Below are 17,980 nucleotides of genomic sequence, written 5' to 3'. Positions count from 1 at the left end.
TTAATAATAAGGAATGAGTTAAGGAATAAGCTTTGAAGGAGTAATCACTAATGAATGTAATTAGATCATCATCAATAAAGGAGCTGTCGCCAAGCTACGATCCATGGGATCCGATTACTTCTCTCCGCCAGCAGGGGAGACATGTACTGACAAGTGTGGAGATGACAGTTACAAATTTATGTAATATGCGGTGTGAGCACTGTGCTGTAGGTGATGCTCTGACTGCTAAAGAAGGAGAGATGCTGCCGCTTAAGCAAATGCTTGACCGCTTGGAGGAAGTGGAGCATCTTCAGACGATTAGTATCACAGGCGGAGAGCCGATGTTCCGGGCTGAAACCGTAAAGAATACGATAGTACCCCTGTTGAAATACGCTAAGGAACGTGGCCTGAAGTCACAGATTAATTCCAATTTGACGATGCCATATTCTCGCTATGAGTTGCTGCTTCCCTATCTGGACGTTATGCATATCTCATTCAATTATGTGAACGGCGACGATTTTCATGAGGTGGGCTTTGCAAACAGCGGTCATTCCGTTTCTAAACCAGCGGCCTACCGAGTGTATGACACTATGATCGAGAATTCTCGTCGCTTAAGCAGCGATGGAATGTTCATTTCTGCCGAAACCATGATTAACTATCGTACGCATACCAAGCTGCCGGAGATTCACCAGCTGATTCGTAACATGGGAGCCAAGCGGCATGAGGTACATCCGATGTATGCTACTAGCTTTGCTTCTGCACTGCCGGTGCTCTCGCTGCCGGAAATGGCTGCCGCCATTCATGATCTACTGGACAACCGTGATCCAGAAATGTGGATGCTGTTCGGAACGCTTCCTTTCTTTGCCTGCAGTTCCTTGGAAGAGGATCAGATGCTGCTGCGCAGATTACGGACCGAGCAGAACGTTACGCTTCGCAATGATCCGGATGGACGGAATCGAGTGAACGTAAACCTGTTTACAGGGGATGTTTTTGTGACGGATTTTGCCGATATTGCCGCTTTTGGAAATATTGCAGGCCGTAAGCTGGATGACATATTTATAGAGTGGCAGACTAAACATCCACTTAATCAGTTGGTGAATTGTCACTGTGACGCAGCTAGCTGTTGTGGACCTAATCTTTTAGTGGCAGATATGTATTACCCGAATGTTGATTTTAAAGCAAGAAAAGCGATCACTCTGTAGAAATGGGGCGTTATTATAGTGCATACGGAATTTGAAGTAGGAAGATTGCTGCTTAATCTTTTGCTGGTTCTGGTGCTCGTGTTATTGAACGGTATCTTTGTGGCGGCGGAGTTTTCGTTGGTTAAGGTCAGGCAGTCTCGGTTGACGCAATTGGTCAGTGAAGGCAACAAAATGGCCGGTTACGCATTAAAGGTCAATAAAAGATTGGATTCTTATTTATCCGCTACGCAGTTTGGGATTACCTTGGCTTCACTTGGACTGGGCTGGGTAGGCGAGCCAGCCATTTCGGAGCTGCTGGTTGAACCGCTAATGTACAATTTTGGGGTCACCGACTCTACAGTGATTGCGACTGTATCTGTTATTATCGGATTTTCGATTATTACTTTTCTACATATAGTGCTGGGTGAGCTTGCACCGAAGTCCCTGGCTATTCAAAAAACTGAAGGCACCGCGCTGGTGTTATCCGCACCGCTGATGTTCTTCTATAATGTGTTTATGCCTTTTATCTGGGTGCTTAACGCATCGGCGAACGCACTGTTGCGAATGGTGGGTGTTGAGCCTGCGAATGAAGCCGAAGCGGCTCACTCTGAGGAAGAAATCCGTATTTTGATGAATCAGAGCGCCAAGAGCGGGGTCATCGACAAAGATGAAATGAAGCTCATGGACAATATCTTTGAATTCTCTGATCTGTTGGCCCGGGAAGTTATGCTTCCGCGTACGGATATGGATGTGTTATTCAGTAACCTTACATTGGAAGAGAATATGAATATCATCATCGAAACGAAGCATTCTCGTTATCCGGTTGCGCTGGAGGATAAGGACCGGATTATCGGTTTTATTCATATTACCGATTTGCTGTTTGCGGCACCTGAGCAGCAGAATGATCTCGCGTCACTTGTTCGTCCTATCCTTAATGTGCCGGAGTCTATGGAGATTAGCCATGTGCTGCGGTTGATGCAGAAGAACAAAGCCCAACTTACACTTGTAGTGGATGAATATGGCGGTACAGCCGGCCTGTTGACAGTGGAAGAAATCATGGAAGAGATTGTTGGCGATTTGCATGATGAATTCGAGAATGAGCGGCCAAGTGTCGAACGGAATGGTGAATACATTTCCGTGGAAGGCCGTATGCTGATTGAGGATGTCAACAATATCACCGGCGTGGTTATTGAGGATGAGGAAGTAGATTCCATTGGTGGATGGCTATTCAAGGAGCTTGAAGGTAACCCTGCCAAAGGAAAACGAGTTATCGTTGGGAATGTTATTTTTGAAGTAGAGGAATCAACAAGACTGCGGATTACGAGAATTAATATTCATCGTGAACCACCTGCCCGGGAAGAAGATAACTCCTCAGGGACGGATGAGGATTAAGAATGCATAGGGGTTACACACGAATCAACCTTACCCTGCAAGAGCGAATGTCGCTTTTGCAGGATAAGGTTTTTTTTTGTTATCCGTCTTAATCCTTGGGCACCCGTCATAAATTAGGTATAAAGGATAAGGTTCAGAATAACAGCTACTGAAACAGATATTCTGAACCACTAGGAGGATGTAACCTTGAATTCACAGGAACGTGTGTACACACCGTATAGGGGGCCGTTTGATCCCTGCCCGCCTGTACCGTTCAAGACGTTTGTTGTACCCCCAAATCAATTCATCACTTTTCAGCCGCCCGATCTGCAGCAGTTTAGTTTACCTGAAGCGTTGAGAGCGGGTACGCTCTGGCCGGCGCTATTCAGTCCGTATGAGTCCAAGTGTAGAGGAGAGAACTAGGATATGGAGGCAAACCCTTGCGAGCCCCGTTATTATGAGATGCTGGAACAGCTGCAGATTCTAGATTTTGCCCTGGTAGAGCTCAATCTGTACTTGAATACTCATCCGGAGGATTTAAGAAGCATACAACAATTCAACCAGCTGACCCAGGAGCGCACCAGGCTAGCAAAGCAGTTTCAGGAGCTGTACGGACCGCTGCAGAACTTTGGCCGGGCGTATTCCAAATGTCCGTGGGAATGGAACCAGAGCCCATGGCCTTGGCAGGTATAAAGAAAGAAGGAATAGTAGTAGCTGACCACTTAAGTTTATAAGGAGGGGAAGTTCCTGAATGTGGATATATGAGAAAAAACTGCAATATCCAGTGCGTGTCAGCAAATGTGATGTCCGGATGGCACGTTATTTGATGGAGCAATATGGAGGTGCAGACGGTGAGCTGGCAGCCGCGCTGCGCTATATGAACCAGAGGTATAGTATACCGGATAAGGTGATTGGTGTGTTAAATGATATCTCAACCGAGGAGTTCGCCCACCTTGAGATGATCGCAACCATGATCTATAAGTTGACCAAGGACGCTACTATTGAGCAGCTGGAGGCTGCTGGTCTTGGTCCGAATTATGCGACGCGCGATCATGCACTGTTCTATAACAACGCCGCTGGGGTTCCATTTACCGCTACCTATATCGCGGCCAAAGGTGATCCGCTGGCTGACTTATATGAGGATATTGCCGCCGAGGAGAAGGCCCGGGCTACATATCAGTGGCTGATTGACATGACGGATGACGTAGATCTGCAGGACAGCCTCAAGTTCCTGCGGGAGCGGGAGATTATTCATGCGATCCGGTTTAAGGAGTCGGTGCAGATATTGATTGAGGATCGGGAGAAGAAGAAGGTATTCTAATTTCGTAGAGTGAGGTCAAACTGACTTCTTTTTGCGATATCTACTTTCAGTTTCTAGGACATTTTGATTACAGTATATTCAAATTCTGCCCCTACCGTTAGGTGGGGCTATTTGATATTCGCGATGATGTTAGGCGACATAAAGCCTCGGATTTTCCTGGTCGTTTATAGACCCTGGTTTGTCCGAGGCTATTCAATAATTGGATCAGTGGCAGCGAAGCTACTAAAGGTTTTCTTTGAAGAAAGCTTTTAGTTTTTCAACAGCTTTACTTACGGGCTCTGGCTTATCATACAAATCATAGTGGCTTGCTCCATCAACAATAAATAAATCTTTTTTCTTAGAGGCTGCTCGGCTATATAGATCGTGGCCGTCACGGTATGAACCAAATGCTCCTTGTACGCCACCCACAATAATCTGTAAAGGCTGAGTCAGTAAAATGTCTGCCAAATGAAAGGCATCAAAGGCGATGATGGAGTCTACGCTTGTGAATTTCAATTTGTTCGGAGAGTTAGGGTGCTGGCCTCTTGGTGTTCTGTAGTAATCAACAGCTTCTACAAGGTCAAGCTCAGTCATGCCTGCTGCTTCTCTTTCGGTGTGACTGCCAGGCACCCACTCTGTAATAAGTGGTGCGGCTCCACGTGCTTCGGCAGTGCGTTGCTGGGCAACTTGTTCTAACATTTGGATCGGATCGTATTCACGATATCCACGTCCTATATTCGCCACAGAAACCGCACCAACGGCTTGGATGCGCCGCTCTGTCATTGCAGCATTTACAGCATATCCGCCTCCTGCGCAAACCCCTAATGTGCCAATACGATGTGCGTCTACGCAATCTAGCGTAGTCAGGTAATCCACCGCAGAGCGAACATCTTCAACCCGTGCAGCGGGGTATTCGGCGTGACGAGGTTCACCTTCGCTCTCTCCTTGATAAGATGCATCGAATACAATGGTAACATACCCTAGCTCAGCAAGTTTTTTTGCATAAATGCCTGCCGTTTGATCTTTACAGCTGCTGCCCGGATGAACACAGACAATAGCTGGGAATTGCTTCTTCTCTTCAGCTTGCTCTGGCATATTTAAGATCGCCGCTACTTGCAGTCTATTCGCGGGGAACGATACCTTTTTTTGAATCACTGTCATAATTGTATACCACCTTTGTTATTTTATTACACTAGTGAGTTTTAATCGCTTTGTGTATACTTATGTTATTCTGAATGATCCGTTTATTCAATAACCACATGATGTGATATGAGTGTTATTACACATTCCGTTATATGTGTGTAGCAACGAGAGGAGGATTCCGGTGTGGAGAAAGTTGATCGAAGAATTGTGAAGTCCAGGCAGGCCATTCAAACGACCTTTTTGCAAATGTTAGTCAAGGAAGGGTTTGACGAGATTACGGTCAGAAATATTACAGAACAAGCCAATTTGGGCCGAAAGACATTTTACCTTCATTATGTTGATAAATACGATCTGTTAGATAAGATTGTAGATGACCATATCGCGCAAATGAAAAAGATAAGTGATCAAAAAAAAGATTTGGGGATTTTAGAGGGCTCGATATTATGGTTCTCGTATGTTGAGCAGCATAAACCGTTTTTCGCTGCTTTATTTAAAAGCAAACATGCTTCAGCATTTCGCAGTAAACTGCTGTTATTTACTACAGGCGAGATTGACAACAAAATTCATGAGGGCTCGCACCCCCTAATTGATAAGACGATTTTCTTAAAGTTTTTGGCAACAGCAACCATGGGTGTATTGGAGGCTTATGTACTGCAGGAAATAGATAGTGATATTGAAGATGTAGCAAAGCAAGTGGTACAGTTATTCGAGAAGCTTATAAACTAAAATGTTTTTCTTTTCATGGTTTTATTGAGTTGGAGTTTCAGAATGTAGGATGATGTATAACCTCTCTGCGCGGAGGAGTCCGCCCACCTTGAGATGATCGCAACCATGATCTATAAGCTGACCAAAGACGCCACGGTTGAGCAGTTGGAGGCCGCTGGACTTGGTCCGAATTATGCGACCCGCGATCATGCACTATTCTATAACAACGCCGCTGGGGTTCCGTTTACCGCTAACTATATCGCCGCTAAAGGCGATCCGCTGGCTGACTTATATGAGGATATTGTCGCCGAGGAAAAGGCCCGGGCTACATATCAGTGGCTGATTGATATGACGGATGACGTGGATATCTGCAGGACAGCCTCAAGTTCCTACGGGAACGTGAGATTATTCATGCTATTCGGTTTAAGGAAGCGGTGCAGATTATTATTGAGGATCGGGAGTATAAGCGAGTGTATTGAAGAAATGAACTGAAAGGAGTAAAGCAGTCCCGAGGGGGAAGCTTTACTCCTTTTGAATTCTTCCGCAGAGGAACACTTCAGTACAAGAATGCTAGTTAGCTGTAAAACATCTAATTATTGATCAATCACTAATTAAACAGCTGGCAAGCCAGTCCACCAAATAGAATAAATAAAAGTGACAACATCGGCCCAAGTTAAATATTCTTGTTCTTGCTTTAATGCTAGACTCTTAATAGAGAATTAATGTACTTTTGCAGTATCTACAAACAGCGTAGAAATCTGTATGACGGATAAAATTACCGAAGAGCTGGCGCTGGATGTATTGCAAGGAATGGTAATACGACCGATTTGCAGTGTGCTATAAAGATGAAGAAAAAGTCAGCATACGTGATGCCGAATACAGCTGTAAAGCAAGCTGGATGATAGAATTGGTGGTAATTGGGAATGCCTCCCCAGATGCCACCTTCTTTATATTCAGAGTACGCTTTATAAACTAGGACACGCATGAAGGGCAGATTGGTAATCCGTAGAGTGATTAGAGTTTGCCCGGGAACTTAAAGTAGCGATTGGTTCCGGTCTTCCTCGGAATTTAGGGAGATGAGCAATAATTTTCAGTGACCATTAGTTCCTTTTGAAAGAATCTATTGTGAATCCTCCACAGGGGCTGCCTTACCACTCAGTGTATAGGGCTTTCATATCTGATATAATTTGAGTTAAAAGACGCAATGCGGATGTAAAACGAATTCCAGCATGACTTTCATAAATTCAATTCAATTTATATATGGAGGGGTATTCCTTGATTGTAAGTACAAAACTTCACATCCCTCATGTGCGTAAATCTTTGGTATCCCGTCCGAGGTTGATTCTTAAGCTGAATGAGGGGATGGAGGCCAAGTTGACGTTAGTTTCTGCGCAGGCTGGCTATGGCAAAACTACGGTGTTAAGTGAATGGGTGAAACAATGTAACAGCCTTGTGGCATGGGTTTCGCTGGATAAGCAGGATAATGATTGGATTCAGTTCTGGGGTTATGTCACAGCTTCCATTCAGGAGAGAGAGCCGGGTTTTGGCTTGGCGGTCCATTCTCTTCTTGAATTAGGACCTTCACCGTCTGTGGAGCCGGCAATCACAGAACTCTTGAATGAGTTGAATCGCTTCCCCCGCGAACTGGTGATTATTCTCGATGATTATCATGTCATTGAACTTCCCACTATCCAGCAGTCTATGATCCATTTACTTGAACATTTGCCTCCTCATATTCATCTATATATTGCCAGTCGTACAGATCTAGCCATACCAACCGCCAGGCTTCTAGCCAAAGGTGAATTACATCAAATCATGATGCAGGATTTGCGGTTTCAACTAGACGAGGGACTTGTCTTTTTTCGGGAGACGACCGATTTAGGATTAACCCAAGAGCAAGTGACACAGCTGTTCCAGCAAACTGAAGGTTGGATCAGCGGCCTGCAGCTGGCGGCGATCTCTTTGAAACGTAGTGGTGATATTGCCGAGACCATTCAGCAGTTCAGTGGTCATCAGCATCATATCTCCGATTATTTATTACAGGAAGTGTTTCGTCATCAATCGGAGCAGACGCGTACTTTTTTATTGGAAACGTCTATTTTAAGCCGTATGAACTCTTCGTTGTGCCAGGCCGTAACCGGTCAACGCAACGGTCAAGCCCAGTTGGAAAGATTAGAGCAAATAAACTTATTTATTGTCCCCCTAGATGATCATAGGAACTGGTATAGATATCATCATTTACTGTCTGATTTTCTACAACAGCAATTATTCAGAACAGACCCGGATCGCTGGGTGCAGGTGCATGTTAATGCGGCGCTTGGGTTAGAGAATCAAGGGTTGGACATTGAAGCGGTGGAACATTATTTAGAGGGTAAACAGGTGCATGATGCTGTTCGGTTGATTGAGAGAAATTTACATAATTTAGTGCAAACGAAAAGTGTTGTATTAATCCGCTGGGTCTCTGCTTTACCGGAAAACTCCTTTGCGGAGAAGCCCATGATCGAACTGTTTTACATATCCGTCTTACTGGGCGTTGGTGAATGGAAACCAGCTTTCCAAAGAGTGGAACAAGCTACGATCCGGTTTCAAGCATTGGAGAAGAGAGTAACTGATGTGGAATGGAAGCAGGCTATGGGCAATATCTACTTTTTTCAAGCGATTACCTCTTATCTTCAAAAAGATTTGGAACGAACGTCAGAATACTTCGCGCTAGTAGAACGGTATATGCCGGAAGGCAGTTTTTTTCAAACGGTGGGGCGCAATAGATATCAAGGGTATGATTCTTCTGATGATCTATTGGCACATATCAACGATCTTCATGCAGCGGACGTGTTCCTGTTGAAATGGATTACAGTGTGGCGCAACAAGCAGCAATATCCTTTTCTCGGATTCTTGTGTGCTTCCTACAGTAAGTTATTGTACGAGTGGAATCAGTTGGAAGAGGCGGAGTCGTATACTGCTATGGTTCTTGGACGTAAGGATATGCGGCCTTTTGCGAGGATTATGATGCAAATTTCCATTAGCGCTTCACGGATTCAGCAAGCCAAAGGAAATCCAATTCAGGCATCAGAGCTGCTCGTCCAATTGAAATTGCAGATTGACTCTCCGGATAACGAATTATTTATGCTCAGAATCGAAGCGGAACAAGCTTGTCTGTCTCTGCGGCAAGGATCGCTTCAAGAGGCTATGGATTGGTTGCAAAGATGCGGTCTGGCGCATACGGATGAGGTATCACTGAGTCGTGTAGCTGAGTATCTAACTTTGGCTAGAGTTCTAGTAGCGTCTGAACGTATGAATGAAGCGTTGTACCTATTGGAACGATTGAATTCTTTATTTGACAAGGAAGATCGTCTCCGGGATCGTATTCAGGTAAACATTCTACAAAGTATAACGCTGCAGCGCTCGGGTCAAACGGAGGCTGCGCTCCATCAGTTAGAGAAGGTTCTGCATTTGGCAGAGCCAGAGGGGTACATCCGCAGCTTTTTAGATGAAGGCCCTGTGATGGCAGAACTGCTATCGGTTTATGGAAAGAGGCAGCAGGGTAGTGAATTGAGGGAAGCACCCCTTGTTTCTTCTAATTATGTAAAGCAACTGCTTCAAGCTATGCAGCTCATGATCCAGGAAGTGTCACAAGACGAACAGTCTCGTAAAGAAATACTGACAGATCAGGAAACGAAGGTTCTACTGTTGATTGCAGGAGGATTGACGAATAAGGAGATTGCGTCAAATCTAAACATCACAGGTGAAACCGTAAAGTTCCATATTCGGAATGTGTACAGAAAGCTTGGAGCGAACAATCGGGTACAAGCCCTGCAACGTGCCAAAGAATTAATGATTTTGGACTAATAAATATTTATGCGTACCTCCCCAAATGGGGAGGTATTTTTTTGCGCGAAAAGGCTTATAGTGGGGTGGATGCAATGAGAAATGACACAGTGGAGCTTACAGTTTGGAAATTATCATGAAAATTATACGAAGTTAAGTAGTGATGGAGGAGGAAATAGAATGCATAGAGTGTATAAAAAAGGGATATCGATCTTCCTGGTGATATTAATCGTAATGGGTGTGGTATCGGGGGTAGTTGCACCTAATGGAGGGACGGCTCATGCTGCGGGAGGCTTCGCTGGAGGAGATGGTTCAGCAAGTGATCCCTACCAGATTGCAACGGCGGATCAGTTGAATGAGGTTAGGAATCATTTAGAGGCGGGGCTTTATTTTGAGTTGACAGCGGATATTGATTTGAGTAGTTATGCGAATTGGGAGCCGATAGGAACATATGACTCATACAACTTTAATTTAAGGTTCTATGGGAACATGGACGGCAATGGATTTAAAATCACAAATTTGATGATTGTAAACCAAGCAGGAGGTGGTAGCGGATTGTTCGGAGCGAATATAGGGAAAATTTCCAATGTAATTCTGGAAGATATTATGGTGGAAGGCGGATCCAGTGTGGGTGGCTTAGTGGGAATTAACGAAGGAACCATCAGTAATAGTTCCGCCACCGGAAGTGTGAGTGGAGGTGACGGTGTGGGCGGCTTGGTGGGAGATAACCCTGGAACTATCAGTAATAGTTATGCCACCGGAAATGTGAGTGGAGGTGACAATGTGGGCGGCTTAGCTGGCATTAACGTTGGAAATATCAGCAACAGTTACACCACGGAAATTGTGAAAGGATATAACACCGTGGGCGGCTTAGTTGGTAGGACTATGATAAATAATATTCCATGTAGTATCAGCAACAGTTACGCCACCGGAAGTGTGAATGGAAATCAATATGTGGGCGGTTTGGTTGGTATACTCGATTATTTTACAAGCATCAGCAACAGTTACGCCACAGGGAAAGTGAATGGAAATCAATATGTGGGCGGCTTGGTTGGTATCAAATCTGGCTATGCAACCATCAACCACAGCTTCTATGATAGCGACACAACAGTACAGTCGGATATAGATAAAGGCACTGGTAAAACAACCGCAGAAATGCAAAATCCAACCACATTTAGTGATTGGAATTTCAGTGAAGATTGGTATATGTTTTCAGGTCAATATCCTCAATTATGGGCGTTTATAGTCTTGACACCAGGAACGAATGCGGGAACAACGAAGTTGAATAATATTCCGAATGGTATGGAGTATTCGATGGACGCTGCCAATTACACGGCAATTTCGGGTAGTTCTGTCGATAATATTACTGTGGATTCAGGTGATGAGATCCTCGTCCGTGTAGCATCACCTAATTCAATCGCAAAAATATTCACGGCCGAAAAAATAAATATTAAGTCAGCAGCAGCACCACAAACAGCGGTGTTGACGGTTGGAACAGCCATTCCAGGAACAACGAAGTTAACCGGCGTGATGAGTGGGATGGAGTATAAAGTCAACACAGGCTCGTACACGACGATTGTGGATACAAGCGTCGACAACATTGCTGTCGAGGTAGGGGATCGGATTTATATTCGAGTAAAGGAAACAACAATTCAGCCGGCTTCCAATGAACAAATGTTGAATGTAGATGCCGGGGATATCATGAAATTAATTGCAACAGGAACCATAGCTGGAGTGACTGTACCGGTAGCCGGGGCAACGCCAGTTACGGCAATAGCGGATACAACATATACAGCATCGATAGACTGGTCCCCAGTAGATGCAACCTTTGCAGGAGCAGTAGCCTATACAGCCAAGATTACAATCACCCCCAAAGCAGGATATACATTAACAGGAGTGCCTGCGAACTCCTTCACTGTAGCTGGAGCAATACAGACAACGAATAATGCGGATTCCGGCGTTGTGATCGCCGAATTCCCGGCGACCGCCACAGTATCTATTAGTACAGGAGCCATAGCTGGAGTGACTACACCGATAGCCGGGGCAACGCCAGTAACTGCCGTAACGTATTCGTCAGAATACACCGCAACGGTTAGCTGGTCGCCAGCGACGACATTATTTGCCCCAGAAACAGCTTACACTGCGACAATTGCAATCACCCCCAAAGCAGGGTACACCTTAACGGGGGTGCCTGCCAACTTCTTCACCGTAGCCGGAGCAACAACAACGAATGATGCGGGTTCAGGCATAGTGACCGCCGTATTCCCGGCGACGGCAGCAATACCTGTCACAGAAGTACCTGTGACAATCGTCCCCATCGCAACAGCAGGGATAGCTGGAGTGACAGCACCAGTAATCGGAGTAATACCGGTAACGACGGTAACGTATTCGGCGGAATATACCGCAACGGTTAGCTGGTCGCCAACAACGACAATATTTGTCCAAGGAACAGCCTACACCGCAACGATAACAATCGCTCCAAAGGCAGGATTTACATTGACGGGAGTGCCTGCTAATTTCTTCAGTGTAGCCGGAGCAACAACGACGAATGCAGCGGACTCAGGAGTTGTGACCGCCGTATTCCCGGCGACACAGCTTATTAGCACTGGTGGTACTTCGACAACACCAAGCAACAGCATCGTTACCAGCACGAATGGTACATTAACACTTCCGGTAAACCAAGCAGGCGAGGTTAGCTTCGAGAATGTCGTTAAGATCTCTATTCCCACAGGAGCAGTTGCCAAAGAACTGATATTATCTATCCACAAGGTGCTGGATACTCAGATTCTTTTGGCGAATAAAGAGATCCTGCTCAGCCCTGTATACGAGATTACGAAAAACTTTGCGGAGGACTTCAGTAAACCGGTTACGTTGAACATTGCCTTTGATCCAACCCTTGTAAAAAGTAACCAAAAGGAAGTGGTATTCTACTATGACGAAGTGAAGAAAGCGTGGGTTGAAGTAGCAGGTGGCAAGATCGAAGGGAATCGCATTATTGTAGAGGTCAATCATTTAGGGAAATATGCAGTACTTAGTGTAGACGAAGCGACGGGATTGCCAGTAAGAGTGCCAGTAACGGACACATCTACGGAAATCAACTTCAGCGATGTCGCAGGACATTGGGCAGAAGCAAGCATCAAGCAAGCCGTGAGCATTGGAATGGTCAAGGGTTACCAAGACGGAACGTTCCAACCGAATCATACGGTGACCCGTGCGGAATTCGCGGTGATGCTGATGAATGTGCTCAAGCCACAAGGAGCAGGCACACAACTAACGTTCACAGATACAGCAACAATCGGAGCGTGGGCGCAGACAGCAATCGCGCAAGCGGTGCAAGCTGGCATGATTACAGGCTATGAGGACGGTGGTCTCCGTCCGAATGCAGAAATTACACGCGCCGAGATGGCAGTCATCCTCGCAAAAGCGCTGGGTAAGTCTAGCGAAGTTAAGCTAACCACAAGCTTCGCCGATGACAAAGATATTCCAGCGTGGGCGAAATCCAGTGTGGATTTCGTGAAGCAAGAGGGAATAGTGCGAGGAAAAGGGGACAATGAGTTCGCCCCGCAAGACTCTGCTACAAGAGCTGAGGCTGTAACGGTACTTTTGAAATTATTGGCACAACTGAACAAGTGATAGAGGAACTATAGCGAACATCATTCAAGAATGGTTAGGGTGAATTGAATTAAATCATCAGGCAGAATATTCTCCATGACTAGCGGATTTCAAAAAATAGTAAAATCTTCTTAGAAATCATAAATTTTTTACCCTTACCTCCCCAAATGGGGAGGTATTTTTTTGTGCGAATAGAGTTATAGTGAGGTGAGTGCAATGAGGAATGACACAATGGAATGGGTTATTAGGATTTTTATATGAATATATTCAGTATTTAGTAGTTTTAGAGGAGGAAGTAGAATGAATACAGTGTTTAAAAAAGGAATATCAATCATTCTGGTGTTGTTAATGGTAATGGGTGGAATATCAGGAGTGATAGTATCTGGTGGAGGGACGGCTTATGCTGCGGGAGGCTTTGCTGGAGGAACGGGTGCAGCAGGCGATCCTTATCAGATCGCAACCGCTGATCAGCTAGATTTGGTTAGAGATTATTTAGGTGCGGGCCTTTATTTTAAGTTGACAGCGGATATTGATTTGAGTAGTTACGCAAATTGGGAACCGATAGGTTATGTTGTTGGGTTCCCATTTAAAGGGAGAATGGATGGAAATGGGTATACAATCACTAATCTGAAGTTAGAAAGTACAGGATATGTTGCTGCAGGATTGTTCGGAGCAATAAACCAGTATGCTGAGGTTTCTCATATGATATTGGAAGATGTAGAGGTTAAAGGTCAAGCAGTGGGCGGATTGGCAGGAATGAACAATGGAACCATTAGCAATAGCCATGTCACAGGACATGTGAGTGGATCTAGTGGGGCAGGTGGGTTGGTGTCTCTAAACAACGGGGGTGGAACCATCAGCAATAGCTACGCCACAGTTACTGTGAATGGCATTCTGCAACCGAATGGTGATAAGCCTTATAATTCGGGAGGTTTGGCTGGTATTAATTATGGGACCATCGACAACAGTTACGCCACCGGAAGTGTGAGTGGAGATGCAACATTAGGTGGATTGGTCGGTAATAACTCTGGAACCATCAGTAATAGTTACGCCACCGGAAGTGTGAGTGGAGATTTACTTGTAGGTGGATTGGTTGGGTTTCAAGATGATTTCGGAACCATCAGCAATAGTTATGCCACCGGAAGTGTAAGTGGAACAGCTTCAGTGGGTGGGTTGGTTGGGTTCGATAATACTACTCAAACTCCAATTAACTCTATTGCAGCAGCGATAGCTGGCATATCAGCGCCAATACCAGGCGATACGCCAGTATCCGTAATAAAGGCTACGGCAGAATACACAGCAACCATTAGCTGGTCGCCAACGACTACAGTATTTGATGGAGGAACAGAATATATAGCAACGATTATAATTACGCCTGACTCCGTACATACATTAAAGGGTGTGCCTAAAAATTTCTTCACCGTAGACGGAGCAATCACAACGAATGAAGCTGGTTCAGGCGTTATAACAGCCATTTTCCCAAAAACCTTAGTACCTATAGCTATAAAATCCATAGAAGGAGTGACGGCACCCGTAGCCGGGGAAACGCCAGTATCTACAATAACAGACACAGAACAATATACAGCTTCGCTAACCTGGTTCCCTGGAGATGCAATTTTTGCCAGAGCGGTAGCCTATACAGCAATGATTACCATCACTCCCAAAGCAGGATATACCTTAACAAGTGTGCCTGCAAACTTCTTCACCGTCGCTGGAGCAACAACGAAGAATGGAGCGAATTCCAACATGGTATATGCGGAATTCCCGGCAACGGCAGCGCTCCCTATCGCAACAGGAGCCATTATTGGAGTGACAGCGCCGGTAGCAGGGGAAACGCCAGTAGCTGTAATAGCAGACACGGCACAATATACAGCCTCGCTAATCTGGTCGCCTGTAGTGGATGCGAAATTCGCAGGAGCAGAAATCTATACAGCAACTATTACCATCACCCCCAAATTAGGATATACCTTAACGGGTGTGCCTGCAGACGCCTTCACGGTGGCTGGAGCAATAACGAAGAATGATGCGGATTCAGGCGTTATAACCGCAAAATTCCCAGCCACGGCAGCGGTCCCTATCGCAACAGGAGCCATAGTTGGTGTGACAGCGCCAATTGCAGGGGTAGCTCCAGTAACGACAATAGCAGATACAGCACAATATACAGCCTCGCTAACCTGGTCGCCTGCAGTAAAGGCAACATTTGCAGGAGCAGAAATCTATACAGCAACGATTACCATCAGCCCCAAAGCGGGATACACCTTAATAGGTGTGCCTACAGACGCCTTCACCGTAGCCGGATCAACAACGACAACGAATGATGCGGATTCAGGCGTTATAACCGCGAAATTCCCAGCCACGGCAGCCATCCCAATTACAACAGGAGCCATAGTTGGTGTGACAGCGCCAATTGCAGGGTCAACGCCCGTAACGACAATAGCAGATACAGCACAATATACAGCCGCAATAACCTGGTCGCCTGCAGTCGATACAAAATTTGCAGGAGTAGAAATTTATACAGCAACGATTACCCTCACCCCCAAAGCAGGATATACCTTAAAGAGTGTGCCTGCAAACTTCTTCACTGTCGCTGGAGCAACAACGAAGAATGATGCGGATTCAGGCGTTGTGATTGCGGAATTTCCGACAACGGCAGCGCTACCTATCGCAACAGGAGCCATAGGTGGTGTAACAGTGCCAGTAACAGGGGCAACGCCAGTAACTATGGTAACGAATTCGGCTGAATATACAGCCACACTGACTTGGTTGCCAACGCCGACATTATTTATGGGTGGAACAGCTTACACCGCATTAATAATAATCACGCCCAGAGCAGGATATACCTTAACGGGAGTGCCAGCAAACTTCTTCACTGTAGCTGGTGCAACAACGAAGAATGGAGTGAATTCCGGTGTTGTTACCGCAGAATTTCCGGCGACAGAAGCAACACCGGTCACAGAAGTCCCTGTGATAACCGTCCCTATTGCAACTGCCAGGATAGCTGGTGTAACAGCGCCAGTAACAGGGGCAACGCCGGTAACTACGGTAACGTATTCAGCGGAATATACAGCAACACTTAGTTGGTTACCAACGACGACATTATTTGTTGGAGGAACAGCCTACACCGCATTAATAATAATCACTCCCAGAGTAGGATATACCTTAACGGGAGTGCCAGCCGATTTCTTCACCGTAGCCGGAGCAACAACGACGAATGGAGCGGATTCCGGTGTTGTAGTCGTAGGATTTCCGGCGACAGAAGCAACACCGGTCACAGAAGTTCCTGTGACAATAGTTCCCATCACAACTGCAGGGATAGCTGGTGTAACGGCACCAGTAACAGGGGCGACACCGGTAACTATGGTAACCTATTCGGCAGAATATACAGCAACACTTACTTGGTTGCCAACGACGACATTATTTGTTGGAGAAACAGCCTATACAGCATTAATAATAATCACTCCAAGAGCAGGACATACATTAGCAGGAGTGCCTGCAAACTTCTTCACCGTTGCCGGAGCAACAACGACGAATGCAGCCGATTCGGGCATTGTGATGGCGGTATTCCCGGCAACACAGCCTGTTAGCACTGGTACTGGCACTGGCACTGGCACTGGCAGTACTTCAATAACACCAAGTAACCCCATGGTTACCAGCACGAATGGTACATTAACGCTTCCACTAAACCAATCAGGCGAAGTTAACTTTGAGGATGCCGTTAAGATCTCTATTCCCGTAGGAGCGATAGATGAAGAACTGAAATTAACGATCGATAAGGTACTGGACACTCAGAGGCTTCTCATGAATAACGAGATTCTCCTCAGCCCTGTATTCGAAATGCTGAAAAACTTCTCGGAGAACTTCAATAAACCGGTAACGCTGAACTTTACGTTTGATCCAAGCCAACTAAAGAGCAACCAAAAGGCGTCCGTATTCTATTATGACGAATTGAAAAAGGTTTGGGTGGAGATTGGCGGCAAGATCAGCGGTAATAAAATCACTGTAGATAGCAATCACTTTACGAAGTTTGCGGTATTGGCTGTAGACGAAGCGACTGAGATGCCAACAATAGACGTCCCCACGGAAATTAACTTCAGCGATGTCGCAGGACATTGGGCAGAAGCAAGCATCAAACAAGCCGTGAGCATTGGAATGGTCAAAGGTTACCTAGACGGAACGTTCCAGCCGAATCGTACGGTGACACGTGCGGAATTCGCGGTGATGCTGATGAATGTACTGAAAACGCAAGACGCAGGAGCGCAATTGACCTTCACCGATACAGCAAAAATTGGAGCTTGGGCGCAGACAGCAATCGCGCAAGCGGTGCAAGCAGGCATGATTACAGGCTATGAGGACGGCGCTTTCCGTCCGAATGCGGAAATTACACGCGCCGAGATGGCAGTCATCCTCGCCAAAGCGCTGGGTAAATCAACCGAAGTTAAGCTGACCTTCCGCTTCTCTGACGATTTGAATATTCCAGCATGGGCGAAATCCAGTGTGGAATTCGTGACGCAAGCCGGTATTGTGCAAGGCAAAGGCCATAACGAGTTTGCTCCTCAAGACCCTGCTACAAGAGCTGAAGCAGTAACGGTTTTGCTGAAAATATTGGCACAACTGAGTAACTAACAGAGAAAATATAGCGAACATCATTCTGGAATGCATAGGGTATATTTCATAAATCATCAAGCAGGGTACTCTCCAAGACGAGTCAATTTCCAAAAATTAGTTAGATTATCTGAGGAATCGCAAATTTTTACGTGTACCTCCCCAAATGGGGAGGTACTTTTTTGCGCTGAAAGGCTTATAGTAGGGTGACACAATGATAAATAACACAATGGAGCATAGGAGTTCAGATTTTCTCGTGAAA

At 45.7% G+C, this 17,980-nt stretch carries 10 protein-coding genes and 1 pseudogene; 10 read left to right on the top strand and 1 reads right to left on the bottom strand.

The window, feature by feature from the left end; genetic code table 11:
• Window positions 1-50 precede the first annotated feature (50 nt).
• The 5 genes from yfkAB (at window position 51) to H1230_RS23250 (ending at window position 3,852) form a co-directional block, all read left to right on the top strand.
• Window positions 51-1,181 carry a radical SAM/CxCxxxxC motif protein YfkAB gene (gene yfkAB / locus H1230_RS23270; RefSeq protein ID WP_239712237.1) on the top strand — a complete coding sequence of 377 codons (1,131 nt, stop codon included), beginning with the start codon at window positions 51-53 and terminating at the stop codon, window positions 1,179-1,181.
• A gap of 18 nt (window positions 1,182-1,199) precedes the next feature.
• Window positions 1,200-2,552, top strand: a complete 1,353-nt coding sequence (locus H1230_RS23265) for a hemolysin family protein (protein ID WP_481857092.1) — start codon at window positions 1,200-1,202, stop codon at window positions 2,550-2,552.
• Between the two features lie 186 nt (window positions 2,553-2,738).
• Window positions 2,739-2,954, top strand: a complete 216-nt coding sequence (locus tag H1230_RS23260; RefSeq protein ID WP_154118044.1) for a spore coat associated protein CotJA — start codon at window positions 2,739-2,741, stop codon at window positions 2,952-2,954.
• A 3-nt stretch (window positions 2,955-2,957) separates the two neighbouring features.
• Complete coding sequence (locus H1230_RS23255) at window positions 2,958-3,224, top strand: spore coat protein CotJB (protein WP_154118043.1); 267 nt, start codon at window positions 2,958-2,960, stop codon at window positions 3,222-3,224.
• Between the two features lie 58 nt (window positions 3,225-3,282).
• Complete coding sequence (locus tag H1230_RS23250; RefSeq protein ID WP_154118042.1) at window positions 3,283-3,852, top strand: manganese catalase family protein; 570 nt, start codon at window positions 3,283-3,285, stop codon at window positions 3,850-3,852.
• 222 nt (window positions 3,853-4,074) lie between these two features.
• Here H1230_RS23250 and H1230_RS23245 read toward each other — a convergent pair whose 3' ends face one another.
• Window positions 4,075-4,992, bottom strand: a complete 918-nt coding sequence (locus H1230_RS23245) for an alpha/beta hydrolase (RefSeq protein ID WP_239712236.1) — start codon at window positions 4,990-4,992, stop codon at window positions 4,075-4,077.
• A 165-nt stretch (window positions 4,993-5,157) separates the two neighbouring features.
• On the opposite strand from H1230_RS23245, the gene H1230_RS23240 reads away from it, so the two are divergent.
• The 5 genes and pseudogenes from H1230_RS23240 (at window position 5,158) to H1230_RS23215 (ending at window position 17,739) form a co-directional block, all read left to right on the top strand.
• Complete coding sequence (locus H1230_RS23240) at window positions 5,158-5,700, top strand: TetR/AcrR family transcriptional regulator C-terminal domain-containing protein (protein ID WP_239712235.1); 543 nt, start codon at window positions 5,158-5,160, stop codon at window positions 5,698-5,700.
• Window positions 5,701-5,772: 72 nt separating this feature from the next.
• Window positions 5,773-6,158, top strand: a pseudogene (locus H1230_RS23235) (manganese catalase family protein); the annotation flags it as partial.
• Window positions 6,159-6,954: 796 nt separating this feature from the next.
• Window positions 6,955-9,525 carry a winged helix-turn-helix domain-containing protein gene (locus H1230_RS23225; protein ID WP_239712234.1) on the top strand — a complete coding sequence of 857 codons (2,571 nt, stop codon included), beginning with the start codon at window positions 6,955-6,957 and terminating at the stop codon, window positions 9,523-9,525.
• Between the two features lie 159 nt (window positions 9,526-9,684).
• Window positions 9,685-13,137: an S-layer homology domain-containing protein gene (locus H1230_RS23220; RefSeq protein WP_239712233.1), complete on the top strand. Its 3,453-nt coding sequence runs from the start codon at window positions 9,685-9,687 to the stop codon at window positions 13,135-13,137.
• 279 nt (window positions 13,138-13,416) lie between these two features.
• Window positions 13,417-17,739 (top strand): S-layer homology domain-containing protein, encoded by a 4,323-nt coding sequence (locus H1230_RS23215; protein ID WP_239712232.1) that lies wholly within the window; start codon window positions 13,417-13,419, stop codon window positions 17,737-17,739.
• The last annotated feature ends 241 nt before the right edge of the window (window positions 17,740-17,980 follow it).

The sequence above is a fragment of the Paenibacillus sp. 19GGS1-52 genome, assembly GCF_022369515.1.
In the GTDB taxonomy this organism is placed as follows: domain Bacteria; phylum Bacillota; class Bacilli; order Paenibacillales; family Paenibacillaceae; genus Paenibacillus_AQ.
Note: the sequence above shows the minus strand (reverse complement) of the source record. Positions and strands in the feature narration are given on the sequence as shown.

What these genes read in the sequence shown, in the direction of transcription:
- H1230_RS23250 (WP_154118042.1), top strand. Translation starts at nt 3,283, where the DNA reads ATGTGGATATATGAGAAAAAACTGCAATATCCAGTGCGTGTCAGCAAA.
- H1230_RS23255 (WP_154118043.1), top strand. Translation starts at nt 2,958, where the DNA reads ATGGAGGCAAACCCTTGCGAGCCCCGTTATTATGAGATGCTGGAACAG.
- H1230_RS23220 (WP_239712233.1), top strand. Translation starts at nt 9,685, where the DNA reads ATGCATAGAGTGTATAAAAAAGGGATATCGATCTTCCTGGTGATATTA.
- yfkAB (WP_239712237.1), top strand. Translation starts at nt 51, where the DNA reads ATGAATGTAATTAGATCATCATCAATAAAGGAGCTGTCGCCAAGCTAC.
- H1230_RS23245 (WP_239712236.1), bottom strand. Translation starts at nt 4,992, where the DNA reads ATGACAGTGATTCAAAAAAAGGTATCGTTCCCCGCGAATAGACTGCAA.
- H1230_RS23215 (WP_239712232.1), top strand. Translation starts at nt 13,417, where the DNA reads ATGAATACAGTGTTTAAAAAAGGAATATCAATCATTCTGGTGTTGTTA.